The 12,379-nt window shown below is 71.3% G+C and carries 9 protein-coding genes and 2 pseudogenes; 3 read left to right on the top strand and 8 right to left on the bottom strand.

From position 1 onward, the window contains the following. Positions 1 to 11 precede the first annotated feature (11 nt). Together EL245_RS14070 and EL245_RS00825 are read left to right on the top strand one after the other, a co-directional pair. A pseudogene (locus EL245_RS14070) lies at positions 12 to 479 on the top strand (helix-turn-helix domain-containing protein); the annotation flags it as partial. Continuing rightward, positions 459 to 998 (top strand): annotated as a pseudogene (locus tag EL245_RS00825) (IS30 family transposase); the annotation flags it as partial. The pseudogenes EL245_RS14070 and EL245_RS00825, both read left to right, overlap by 21 nt. Positions 999 to 1,032: 34 nt before the next feature. Here EL245_RS00825 and EL245_RS00820 read toward each other — a convergent pair. After that, positions 1,033 to 2,379, bottom strand: coding sequence for an IS256 family transposase (locus EL245_RS00820; RefSeq protein WP_164719441.1), 1,347 nt, complete (start codon positions 2,377 to 2,379; stop codon positions 1,033 to 1,035). Positions 2,380 to 2,425: 46 nt separating this feature from the next. Between EL245_RS00820 and EL245_RS00815 the strand changes: the two genes are divergently transcribed. Further along, entirely contained in the window at positions 2,426 to 2,821 is a 396-nt protein-coding gene (locus EL245_RS00815; RefSeq protein WP_269471415.1) for an IS30 family transposase, read from the top strand. A 169-nt stretch (positions 2,822 to 2,990) separates the two neighbouring features. Here the strand turns inward: EL245_RS00815 and EL245_RS00810 are convergent, their stop codons facing one another. From EL245_RS00810 to EL245_RS00780, 7 genes are all read right to left on the bottom strand, one after another. Further along, positions 2,991 to 5,945 (bottom strand): leucine--tRNA ligase, encoded by a 2,955-nt coding sequence (locus tag EL245_RS00810; protein WP_126381217.1) that lies wholly within the window; start codon positions 5,943 to 5,945, stop codon positions 2,991 to 2,993. Between the two features lie 1,295 nt (positions 5,946 to 7,240). Continuing rightward, complete coding sequence (locus tag EL245_RS00805) at positions 7,241 to 7,690, bottom strand: HIT family protein (RefSeq protein ID WP_126381210.1); 450 nt, start codon at positions 7,688 to 7,690, stop codon at positions 7,241 to 7,243. Positions 7,691 to 7,761: 71 nt separating this feature from the next. Continuing rightward, positions 7,762 to 8,520, bottom strand: a complete 759-nt coding sequence (locus EL245_RS00800) for a metal-dependent transcriptional regulator (protein WP_126381208.1) — start codon at positions 8,518 to 8,520, stop codon at positions 7,762 to 7,764. Next, positions 8,502 to 9,233 carry a vitamin K epoxide reductase family protein gene (locus EL245_RS00795; RefSeq protein WP_126381207.1) on the bottom strand — a complete coding sequence of 244 codons (732 nt, stop codon included), beginning with the start codon at positions 9,231 to 9,233 and terminating at the stop codon, positions 8,502 to 8,504. The genes EL245_RS00800 and EL245_RS00795 overlap by 19 nt, the downstream gene beginning before the upstream one ends. Positions 9,234 to 9,327: 94 nt before the next feature. Next, a complete protein-coding gene (locus EL245_RS00790) occupies positions 9,328 to 11,307 on the bottom strand; it encodes a metallophosphoesterase family protein (protein ID WP_232009811.1) in 1,980 nt (659 codons plus the stop codon). After that, on the bottom strand, positions 11,304 to 12,125 hold the full coding sequence (locus EL245_RS00785; RefSeq protein ID WP_126381205.1) for an HAD hydrolase family protein: 822 nt from the start codon (positions 12,123 to 12,125) through the stop codon (positions 11,304 to 11,306). The genes EL245_RS00790 and EL245_RS00785 overlap by 4 nt, the downstream gene beginning before the upstream one ends. 80 nt (positions 12,126 to 12,205) lie before the next feature. Next, on the bottom strand, positions 12,206 to 12,379 hold the full coding sequence (locus EL245_RS00780) for a methionine/alanine import family NSS transporter small subunit (protein ID WP_126381203.1): 174 nt from the start codon (positions 12,377 to 12,379) through the stop codon (positions 12,206 to 12,208).

Below are 12,379 nucleotides of genomic sequence, written 5' to 3'. Positions count from 1 at the left end.
GATCGGGACATATGGCACCTCGAGATCGGGACATATGGCACCTCGAGATCGGGAGAAATGGGGTGGTTTCAGGTGGTGAGTGCAATGGGTGGTGCTTGGGAGAGGGGCTGGTTGTGGTGCGTGGGGTGTGGCCTGGTGTGGTTCGCGATGGTGTGCGGGAGCTGATCGAGTCGGGTTGGTTGGCTCGCGAGGCGGGGGCTTGTTTCTCGGTGCCTCAGTCCACGGTGTCGGACTGGTGCAGGCTGTGGGGTATGAGGATGCGGCACGGGGCCAGGGAGGGCGGGATGGTCGGGACGACCAGGCCTGCTGGGCGTGGTCGGGGCGGGTCGGGGGACGGGTTCGAGGTGATGGTCCGGGGTACCGGGCACGGCAGGCGTCTGGGGGCTCAGGGGCGCGGCGCGATCGCTGCGGGCCTGGCCAGGGGTGATTCCCTGGCCTCGATCGCCCGGTTCCTGGGGGTGGCTGTCTCCACGGTCAGCCGCGAGGTCGCTGCCGGCGGGGGCCGGCAGGCCTACGACCCCCAGGCCCGCCACGCCCAGGCCCGGGCCGCCAGGGCACGGCCCAAGGCGCGTGTGCTGGACTCCAACGACCAGCTGCGGGCCCTGGTGGTCCAGGGCCTGAGACAGCGGTGGTCGCCCCAGCAGATCAGCCGCCGTCTGGCTGCGGACCACCCCGAGCGCGATGATCTTCGTGTGAGCCACGAGACGATCTACCAGTCCCTGTACGTCCAGGGCCGAGGGACGCTGCGCGCCCAGCTGGGCCGTCACTACAGGCTGCGCACCGGGCGGAGTCGGCGCGTGCCACGCTCGGCCCTGGCCGGGCCCCTGGCCTCCAGGCCCTGGCTGGCCGACGCGCGTATCAGCACCCGCCCGGCCCAGGTCGCCGACCGGGCCGTGCCAGGCCACTGGGAGGGCGACCTGGTCATGGGCGCGGGCAACCGCACCGCGATGATCACCCTGGTCGAACGCACCACCCGCCTGGTCCTGATCGCCCCGCTGCGGGCCTGTCAAGTTTTTTGTGTAAGCGGGTTGTTCAGAGGTGGGGGTTGATTCGGTCGGGGTAGGCGGTGGCGAGCTGGGCGAGGGCTTGTTTCCAGTTGGTGGTGATCCGGCCCTCGACCACGCGTGGCTTGGCCTTGCGCTTGTCCGCGGGCAGGTTCCTGTCCTTGTCGCGTTCTCGTGCCCGCTTGTCCTCGATGTTGCAGATCGCCAGCCACAGCAGCTTGACAGCGGCCTCGTCGCTGGGGAAGTGGCCCCGGTTCTTGGAGATCTTGCGTAGCTGGTAGTTGAGCGACTCGATGCTGTTGGTCGTGTAGATGACCCGGCGCAGCATCGGCGGGAACGCCAGGAACGGGGTGAAACGCTCCCACGCCCTGTCCCAGGTCGCCACCGTCTCGGGGTACTTGTCCCCCAGGGGAGAGCTGCTGAAGGCCGCCAGGGCCTCCAGGGCGGCCTCCTCACTGGGGGCGGCGTAGACCTGCTTGAGAGCAGCGGCGACCTTCTTACGGTCCTGGTAGGCCACGAACCTCATGGAGGCACGGATCAGGTGCACCACGCAGGTCTGGACCATGGAGTCGGGCCAGGTCGCCTCGATCGCCTCGGGCAGGCCGGTCAGCCCGTCACAGCACACGATCAGCACGTCCTTGACGCCCCTGTTGGCCAGCTCGGCGCACACGTGCGCCCAGAACGAGGCGCCCTCCTCGGCCTGGACCCAGATACCCAGGACGTGCTTGATCCCGTCCATGTCCACACCCACGGCGATGTGGGCCGAGCGGGTGGTGACCCTGTGGTCGACGCGGACCTTGACGCGGATCGCGTCGAGGTAGACCACCGGGTAGAACTCCTCCAGCGGGCGGCGCTGCCAGTCCAGGACCGCCTCGGCCACGGCGTCCGTGATCCTGCTGATCGTCCCCACCGACAGCTCCACACCGAGCGTGGACTCCAGGTGGTGGCGGATCTCGCGCACCGTCATACCACCGGCGTACAGGCTGATGATCATCGAGTCCAGACCGTCCATCCGCCGCTGCCCCTTCCTGACCAGCCGCGGCGTGAAGCTGCCGGCCCTGTCGCGGGGGACCTCGATCTCGAACGAGCCGACCTCAGAGCTGATCGTCTTGACCGTGGTGCCGTTGCGGGCGTTGCCACGAGCCACCGGCGCCTGCTCGCCCTTGTCGTAGCCAAGATGCTCCGTCAGCTCAGCCTGCAGACCCCGCTCCAGGGCCTCCTTGAGCAGGGCCGGCAGCAGCCCGTCGGCGCCCGTCAACCCCACCTCACCCGAGTCGATCCGCTCGAACAACCCGTCCAAGCCACCCGAGGCAACAAGATCCTCAACCACGCCCCGCCCACCAGCAGGACCAGTCTTCTCATCAGTCACAGTCATCAGTCCTTCAAAGAGGGCTTACACAGACCATTGAACACGCCCCCCGCTGCTGACCGACCACACCGCCACCACCGTGGCCACGGTGCTGGAGACCATGATCAAGGGCCTGCCCCGCTCCATGGCCCGGTCCCTGACCTGGGACCAGGGCGGCGAGATGGCCCAGGTCGCCCGCTTCAGGACCGCCACCAACCTCGAGGTGTACTTCTGCGACCCCCACAGCCCCTGGCAACGAGGAACCAACGAGAACACCAACGGCCTGATCCGCGAGTTCTTCCCCAAAGGCACCGACCTGTCGACCTACCCCCTCCACGCCTTCGAACAGGCCCAGCACCTCCTCAACACCCGCCCCCGCCAGACCCTAGACTGGGCCACACCCGCAGAAGCCTTCAACAGGCTCCTGCAGAAAACAGAACACGACACCACCATTGCACTCACCACCTGAAACCACCTGGCACCTCGAGATCGGGACATATGGCACCCCGAGATCGGGACATATGGCACCCCGAGATCGGGACATATGGCACCCCGAGATCGGGACATATGACACCTCGAGATCGCGGGGCAGGTGAACGGGCGTCCCCCGGTCCCCTGCCCCGCGTCTCGCGGCGGGCTCACTCCGGGACGATGCTCACGAGCTTGGGGGCGCGCACGATCACCTTGCGCACTCCCCTGCCGTCCAGGGTGCGCACGACGCCCGGTGCCGCCAGGGCCAGCCTCTCGAGCTCGGCGTCGTCGATGTCCGGGGAGACCTCGAGACGGTCGCGGACCTTGCCCTTGACCTGGACGACGCAGGTGACCGTCTCGGCTGCCAGGAGCGCCGGGTCCTCGACCTGAGGGAAGGACTCGCGGGCCAGAGAGGCCTCGTGGCCCAGCAGCCGCCAGATCTCCTCGCTGATGTGCGGGGCGACCGGCGCGGCCATGAGGACGAGCGCCTCGACCGCCTCGCGCGGGACGGCGCTCAGCCCGGTGAGGTGGTTGTTGAGCACGATGAGCTTGGCGATCGCGGTGTTGAGGCGCATGCCCTCGTAGTCGGCGCGCACGCCGACGATCGTGCGCGCCACGAGGCGTCGGGTGGCCTCGTCAGCCGGGTCGTCGACGACCGTGACCTCGCCGGTGGCCTCGTCGACGACGTTGCGCCACAGCCTCTGGAGGAAGCGCTGGGCGCCGGCGACGGCGCGGGTGTCCCAGGGCCGGTCCTGGTCCAGGGGGCCCATCGACATCTCGTAGACCCGGAAGGTGTCGGCCCCGTAGGCGGAGTACATGTCGTCGGGTGTGACGATGTTCTTGAGGGACTTGCCCATCTTGCCGTACTCGCGCGAGACGGGCTCACCCCGCCAGGTGAAGACGACGGCGCCGTCGTCCCCCTCGACCTCCTCGACCTCCTCGGCCGGCACGTACTGGCCGCGCGCGTCGGTGTAGGCGTAGGCCTGGACGTAGCCCTGGTTGAACAGGCGGTGGTAGGGCTCGGAGGAGGACACGAACCCGAGGTCGAAGAGCACCTTGTGCCAGAACCGGGAGTACAGGAGGTGCAGGACGGCGTGCTCGACCCCGCCGACGTACAGGTCGGTCCCCCCTGAGGTGTTGCCTGACTCCGGGCGCGGACCCATCCAGTAGGCCTCGTTGACCGGGTCGATGAGCTGGGCCTCGTCGGTAGGGTCGACGTAGCGCATCTCGTACCAGCACGACCCAGCCCACTGGGGCATCGTGTTGGTCTCGCGACGGTAGGTCCTTGGGCCCTGCCCCAGGTCGAGCTCGACCTCCACCCACTCCTCCGCCTTGCCCAGCGGCGGCTCGGGCTCACTGGCGGCGTCGTCGGGGTCGTAGGTCCGCGGGGAGTAGTCGGTGACCTCGGGCAGCTCGACGGGCAGCATCGACTCGGGCAGGGCGTGGGCCCGGCCCTCCTCGTCCCACACGACGGGGAAGGGCTCACCCCAGTAGCGCTGGCGGGAGAACAGCCAGTCGCGCAGCCGGTAGGTGACCGCCCCGCGTCCGACGCCCCGGGCCTCCAGCCAGGCGGTCATGGCCGCCTTGGCCTCGTCCTTGTCCATGCCGTTGAGGTCAAGGTCGCCGTTGGAGGAGTTGACCACGACGCCGTCACCGGTCCAGGCCGCCTCCTCCAGGGAGAAGTCCTCGGGAGGCTCGATCGTGGCGATGACGTCGAGGTCGTAGGCCCGGGCGAAGTCCCAGTCCCGCTGGTCTCCCGAGGGCACGGCCATGATGGCCCCGGTCCCGTAGCCCATGAGGACGTAGTCGGCGACGAAGACCGGGACCTGCTCGCCGTTGACGGGGTTGAGACCGAACATCCCGGTAAAGACACCGGTCTTCGTGCGCCCCTCGTCGGTCCGCTCGGCCTCGGTAGCCGCCGCCGCGGCCGCACGGTAGGCGGCCACCGCCTGCGCGGGCGTGGCGTGCCCGCCGGTCCACGCCTCGCGCGTGCCCTCGGGCCAGGCGGCGGGGACGTCCAGCGCAGCGGCGTCGGTCTCGGCGTCGGCCCCGAGACGCCCTCCGAGCATCGGGTGCTCGGGGGCCACGACCATGAAGGTGGCGCCGAACAGGGTGTCGGGACGCGTCGTGTACACGCGCAGCCGGTCGCCCCGGCCCCCTGCGGCGGCGGGGACCTCGAAGGTCACCTCGGCCCCCTCGGAGCGCCCGATCCAGTTGCGCTGCATGAGCTTGACCTTCTCGGGCCAGTCCACCGTGTCGAGGTCCTCGGCCAGACGGTCGCCGTAGGCGGTGATGCGCATCATCCACTGGCGCAGGTTGCGCTTGAACACCGGGTAGTTGCCGCGCTCTGAACGGCCCTCTGCCGTGACCTCCTCGTTGGCCAGGACCGTGCCCAGGCCGGGGCACCAGTTGACCGGCGCCGAGGAGACGTAGGCCAGGCGGTGGGAGTCGACGACGTCGGCCTGCTCGCCCGCGCTCAGCTCCGCCCACGCCCTGCCGTCAGGGGTGGTGACCTCCCCGGAGGCGAGCTTGTCAACGAGCTCGGCGACAGGGCGCGCGGCACCCGTGCCCCGTCCGTCGCGGCGGGGGGCGTCGGGATCGAACCAGGAGTTGAAGACCTGGAGGAAGATCCACTGCGTCCAGCGCACGTAGTCGACGTCGATGGTGGCCAGGGACCGGCGCGGGTCGTGGGACAGGCCCAGCCGGCGCAGCTGACGGCGCATGTTGGCGATGTTGGCCTCGGTGGACACGCGCGGGTGCTGGCCGGTCTGGACGGCGTACTGCTCGGCGGGCAGGCCGAAGGCGTCGTACCCCATCGTGTACAGGACGTTCTTGCCCGTCATGCGGGAGAAGCGGGCGACGACGTCAGTGGCGATGTAACCGAGCGGGTGGCCCACGTGCAGTCCCTTGCCCGAGGGGTAGGGGAACATGTCGAGCAGGAAGAACTTCTCCTTGGCCGCCTCGGGCCCGGCCAGCGCGCCGACGGGGTTGTCGGAGTGGAAGGTGCCCTCGGCCTCCCACCGGTCCTGCCAGGCGGTCTCGATGCGGTCGGCCAGTGCCGCGGTGTAGCGGTAGGGCGTGTCGTCCTGGTCGCCCTGGGTCGGGGCGCTGTGGTCGGTCATCGCGGCGGTGCTCTCTATCCGTGGTCGTGGCATGGACAGGACCGCCCGCGCATCCACGGCGTCGAGCAGTCCCGGTGCAGGGGCTCAGCCTATCCCCTCGCCGAGATCGGGACATATGGCACCCCGAGATCGGGACATATGGCACCCCGAGATCGCCGCATCCGGTACACCCGGATGTGGCCGGGGCCGTGTCGGCGACGACGGCGTCGTGATCGGCACGAAGGTGACCGGGACGGCGGGTCGTCACCGCCAGCTCCTGCGCTGTATGTCTCGATCTCGGGCGCCGAGTAGTGTGAGGTGGCGAGCGTGATAGCGGTGCCGTGGTCGGCGTGGAGCACGATCCTGTACCCCGCATCGCCGATGCACGACCCGGCCTGGCCCCGACAGGGCGGATGCGGCACGGGCGGAGGGCCCGGTCAACGGATGACCGGCACGGGCTGACGGGCCGGCGCCCCGGCGTGACGGTCAGCCCGGGGGCGTCCGGGGCGTGGCTGGCGCCCCCACCCGGGTGTGATGCACAGAACAGGCGCGTGGCGGCCGGGGGGCGGCGGGGAGAAACCGCGGAATCGCGCCGATCCCCCCGACCGGCCCCCATCGCGGAGACGGCCGTGGAGGCCTGAGATGTGCAACAACCCCCTCGACGCACACAGACACCCGCTCCGCCTGCTACAAGACGATCATTATTCGGCTCAATCACAGGCATCCACCTGGGCCGCGAGGATAGTTGATGTGTGCACCACCTCGCCGCCCCCACCAGCACCCGCACCCACGGGTGTCGAGGCCGGGCCCCGGACCAGCCCCGGACCGGCCGACACTAACCAACCCGGCCCCGGCCCAGCCCCGGTCCGGCCCCGGTCTGGCCAACGCCGACCAGCCCGGCCCCGACCCGGCCCAGGGCCGAGTACCACGGCGGACCGGCCACACACCCCGTCCCCGCACACCCCGACCACCCTCGACCGGTCATGTGTCCCCCGACCGGTCATGTAACTCTCGACCGGGCGTTCGCTGTCACATAGACGGTCGACAGTCACATGACCGGTCGACGACGAGACGAGCCGGACGCCCAGGCGGGGGCTCGGCGAGAAGACCAGCCCGACGTACCACTTCCCCCGATCTCGAGGTGCCATTAGTCCCGATCTCGAGGTGCCACTTCCCCCGATCTCGAGGTGTCACTTCCCTCGAACTCGAGGTGCCACAAGTCCCGATCTCGGGGTGTCACTTCCCCCGATCTCGAGGTGTCATTAGTCCCGATCTCGAGGTGCCATTTGTCCCGATCTCGCGGGAGGTGGGGCGGGTCAGGGGAGGGTGGGAGCGTCGAGGCGAACCGGCACGTTGGCGCCCCAGCCGTCCTGTCTCAGTCCTGCTCGCAGGGCCTCCATGGCGGAGTCGATCGTCTCGGGAGGCAGGTCTCGACGTGCTGAGGAGAAGGACAGGTCCGCCTCGTCACGAATAGGCAGGACGTGGAGGTGGAGGTGGTCCACGCCGTAGCCGGCGACAACGAGCCCGGCGCGCGGGGCGTCGAAGACGCGGGTCTGGGTCGCACCGATGCGCTTGGCCACGACCGCCAGATGGGCGACGAGCTCGTCGGGGGCGTCGACGTAGGAGTCGACCTCCAGGCGCGGCACGACCATGACGTGGCCGTCGGTGTGCGGCTCGATCGTGGCGAAGGCGACGCAGGTCTCGTCGGCCCACACGAAGCGCCCGGGGATCTCGCGGTTGATGATCTTGGTGAACAGCGTGCTCATGCGCCCCATCCTCCCACCAGTGCGGCTCACGCACCGGCCTGCCCGGCCGGCCGACACCGTGACGCCCGAGGTCACCGACGCAGCCACACGGCGCCGTCGGGCACGACGGCCTCCGGGCCGTCGCCCTGCCCACGCACGCGCACGACGGTCGCGCCCCGAGGCAGGCCCGCCTCCCTGAGGCCCCTGGAGTCAGAGCCGTCACGCTCGGAGCCGACAGCGGGCAGGGTCGTGCGGCCGGTGACCGTCAGCGCGGTGTCCAGCCCGATCCCGGCACGTCCCAGCGCCCTGAGGGTCTCGCCGTCGTCGCGGATGCGTCCCACGACTCCCCCGCCTCCGACCCGGCAGCTCTCGAGGCGGTCCAGGCCGAGATCGGGCAGGCGGCCGTCAGCCGAGGGAATCGGGTCCCCGTGCGGGTCACGCTCGGGGTGCCCCAGCGCGGCGTCGAGCCGGTCCAGGAGCCTGTCGGACACGGCGTGCTCGAGAACCTCGGCCTCGGCGTGGACCTCGTCCCACTCGAAGCCGAGGACCTCGACGAGGTAGGTCTCCAGCAGCCTGTGGCGCCGGACCATGGCCATGGCGCGACGGCGCCCCTCCGGGGACAGGGTGACGGGTCGGTACGGGTCGTGCTCGAGCAGGCCTGCCTCGACCAGCCGCGCGACGTTCTCCGAGGCGGTCGACGGCGCCACCCCCATGCGCCGGGCGAGCCCCGTCACCGAGGCCCCGACCCCGCCCATCTCGACGGCGACCCACACTGCCTTGAGGTAGTCCTGGGTGACGGCGGAGTCCTCGGCCGCACCAGCATCCGCCGGGCTCACAGCATCGCCGCCCATGCGTCCCAGAAGCGCACGAGGACGAGCACGATGACGACGAGGTACATCGCCCCCGCCAGCCACCAGCGGGCGGCGTGCAGGCGTCGTGCCGCTGCCCGTGGAAGGCCCAGGTGACCGCCGAGAGCGGCCTGTCCCCAGGTGGCTGCGGACACGGGGATGGTCACCGCCCAGATGAGCATGCAGAAGGGGCACAGCTTGTCGAGCACGAGCAGCGACTGACCGAGGAACCAGGAGACGAAGACCATGCCCCCCAGGCAGCCCGCCGACATCCCCCACCACATCCAGCGCGGCAGGGACCGTCCCGAGGCCAGGAGCAGCCCGAGGACGAGAAGCGCCGCGAAGGCCATCGCCCCGACGAAGGAGTTGGGCACGCCCAGGAGGTTGCCCTGCCAGACGTTGAGGGAGTCCCCGCAGGACACCAAGGGGTTGACGTCGCAGGTCAGCTCGGCCAAGGGCTCACGCAGCAGGGTGATCTGGGCACGGATGAGCTCCCAGCTGGCGACGATGCCCAGCACCGACCCGACGACGAGGAGCCACCCGTAGGAGCGCGGGGCCCCGCCGGGGCGCAGCCACACCGGCCCGTCGGCCTCCCTGTGCTCCGGAGGGCCGCCCGCCTCGTCCTGGGCGCGCTCGGGGTCCGAGCCGTCCAGGTAGGCCTCGAGCTCCTCATCGCTCATCGCGTCGATCTCGGCCTCGGTGGGCACGTGGGCCATCGGCATCTCCTCGGTGGGCTCGCCCTGCCCGGCCTCTCCGGTGCACTGGGCGACAGCGCCATTGTGCCCTACCTGCCGGGAGGGTCCCGCGCACCTACCCCGTGGGCTGCGCCTGCGCCCCGCCTGCCTGCCCACCGGCCACGGGCAGGGGCTGCCACGCCCCCACGGTCACCGAGGCGTCCGGGTGGAGCACGACGGCGCGCCAGGCCAGGACCCGGCCCTCGGCGTCGAAGGACAGGACGTGCATGTAGGCGTCCTCGGTCACCTGGCCGAGCGACACCCCGCCCTGCCCCGCGCCGGAGACCAGCTGGGCGACCTGCCCGTTGCCGCCCTCGGACACGCTCATCCCACGCTCCTGGTGGACGTGTCCGGCCAGGAGCAGCGGGGCGCAGCCGTCGGCGACCAGCGGGCCGAAGGTGTAGGGCTGGTGGATGAGGACGACGTCGACCTCGGTGCCCGAGCGCGCGGAGCGGCACGAGGTCTGGGCCAGGCGCTGGCCGAGCTGCACGGCGCTCTCCCCGCCCCGCTGGTAGGTGCCGCCGGCCGGGCTCCGGTCCGCGTCGACGTCACCCAGGACCGTCAGGCCCCCGACCCGTCGGACGGTGCCGTCGGTCACCGTCCAGCCCTGCGCCCTCAGGCGCGCGGCGGTGGAGGCCGAGTCGTGGTTGCCGATCGTGGCCACCCGCTCGACCCCCGGGGGCACCGCCCTGCTCAGCGCGTCGACGCAGAGCTGCTCGGGCTCGGAGCCCGTCATCGTCAGGTCGCCGTCATCCATGTGGATGTCGGCCCCGGCGAGCTCGTCGAGCACGCCGGCCAGCGTGATGACCTCGAGGTTGCAGTGCAGGTCGGTGGTGAGCACGACGGTGGTCCTCCCCTGGTCCCGCACGGCCCACGGGCCCGTGGCCCCGGGCGCGGTCATCCTCCCGGGCGACGGCGAGGGCGAGGGCGAGGCGGAGCCGCCTGCACCGCTCGGCGAGGCGGCGGCTGCCGCCGACCCGGTGCCGGTCCCGGCGGGCTCGTCCTCGGCGGGCGCGGCGCCAGGGTCGGTGCTGCGCTGCGCGGGGGTGCTCAGGGCACGGGTCCTGGCCGCCTCTGCCGCCGCCTCGACGCCCTGGGGGTCCTGGACCCGGCCCTGGGCGGCGGTGACGTCGACGACGCCCTCGAGATCCTCCGAGGCCGCCCAGGCGGTCTCGAGGTTGGTGCGCGCGCTGGCGTAGAAGGCGTCGCTGTCCGCCAGGAACTCCGTGACCCGTGGCCCGTAGGCCTGCGCGACGTCGGCGATCCTGCCCGACAGGCGCGCGTCCTGCCAGGGCGTTCCCTCCAACGCTGGGATCCGCGCCCCGCGCGGGGTGCTCGTGCTCAGGGCGGGCACGACGAGGGCCACGACCGTCACGGCGGCGGACGCGGTCATGAGCACCGAGGCGGTGTCGCGTGTGAGGGCCGCCCGCACCGCGTCACGCAGTCGCCCCCCGGCGGCCAGACGCGCGGCGGCCACGAGGCACAGGATGATCGACTCGATGAGCCCGGCGCGGCGCAGGCCGTCGTCGACCAGGGCGCGCACGCCCCTGTCGATGGTCAGCTCGGGGTGGGAGGCCAGTGAGACGTAGGAGGCGCCGTCGGCCGACAGCGCCTCGCCCAGCGCCCGGGTCGACACCGGTACCGCACCCTGGCCCGCGTCGGCCTCGGCGGGGATCTCACCGAGAACGACCTCGACGCCCAGGATCCCGGCCGGTGAGTCCACGCTCGCGGAGCCCAGGGGCCCCAGGTCGAGGGTGGCCGTGGAGTCCAGGGTCACCGACCAGGTCGCCATGTGGGGCCCCACCGGGGAGGAGGCCGTCGCGGTGGACACGCCCAGGGCGAGCGAGAAGGCGCCCGTGACGACGAGCAGGCCCAGGGTCCGCACGACCGTGCGGAAGGACTCGGTGCGCGAGGACCACCACCATCTCACGGCCCGCAGGCACCTGCGCCCGCCGCGACGCAGGCGCCCCGCCGCGCGCCGCGCGGCCGACAGCACCGAGGCCGCCCACGACACGACGGGGCCGAGGCGCGACCGCCCTGGCCTGCTCCCGCTCACCGCACCGCACCGCCCCCTGCGCCGATCCTGGCGGCCAGCTCGGTGACGAAGACGGCGGTGTCCTCCCACCCCTTGACGGCGTGGCAGCGCATCCCCATGGCCTTGACCGGGTAGTCGTTGCCCGCTGGGTCGAGGCGGTCGCCGATGAAGAGCATGTCCTCGATGCCGATGCCCGTGACCTCGGAGAGCGTGCGCATGCCGTAGGCCTTGTCGACGCCCTTGAGGGTGATGTCGATGCTCGTCGAGCCTCCCGAGCGGACCTCGAGCTCGGGCAGCAGCGGTGCGACGGCGTCACGGAGCCGGGACTTCCTGTCCCCCGTGGGGTCCCAGGCCTTCTTGGCCTCCAAGGGGGCCTCCTGGCCCAGGGCCGAGAAGGTGATCTGGCTGCCCCGGTCCTCCAGGATCGGCCCCCAGGTCCGCTCCTCCCACAGGCCGAGGCGACGGGCCTGAGCCTCGACGACGGCGAAGCACTCCCGGACCTGCTCGGGTGAGAGGTCGTTGGCGTAGACGAGGTCCCATCCGGGAACCTCCTCGGTCCCTGGCCCGGTCTCGGAGTGCACGTAGTAGCGGGTCCCGCAGGTGGGCATGAGGTGCAGGCGGGACAGCTCGACGTCGGAGGCTCCCAGGTGGGCGAGGACCTGGTCGCGGAACTGGAGGATCTGTCCTCCCGAGATGATGCACACCGGCACGACGTCGAGCAGCTCGCGCAGCGCCCGGGCCATCGGCTCGGGGATCCGCGACTTCGACGGGGCGAGGGTGTCGTCCAGGTCGAAGGCGACCAGGACGGGCAGCGGGCTCTCGGGACTCGTGTCACTCATGGTCGCATTGTGCCTGGTCAGCACCGGGCACCGTGAACGCGCGGCGGGCGGCCCGGTCAGCCGCCCGCTCGCCGGGACGGTCAGGCGCCGTGCGATGGGTCGGTCAGGTGCTTGTGCGCCAAGGCGCTCGCCTCGGCGCGGGCCTGGGCCTGCTCCCGCCTGCCGCGCAGGTACAGCGCGGTCGCGGACACCGCCAGACCGCCCCAGATGACGACGATGGCCGCTATCAGCAGGAGGATCGCGGGACCTGTCAT

The organism is Actinomyces howellii (genome assembly GCF_900637165.1).
In the GTDB taxonomy this organism is placed as follows: domain Bacteria; phylum Actinomycetota; class Actinomycetes; order Actinomycetales; family Actinomycetaceae; genus Actinomyces; species Actinomyces howellii.
The sequence above is the reverse complement of the archived record's forward strand: the minus strand, read 5'-3'. Positions and strand labels throughout refer to the sequence as shown.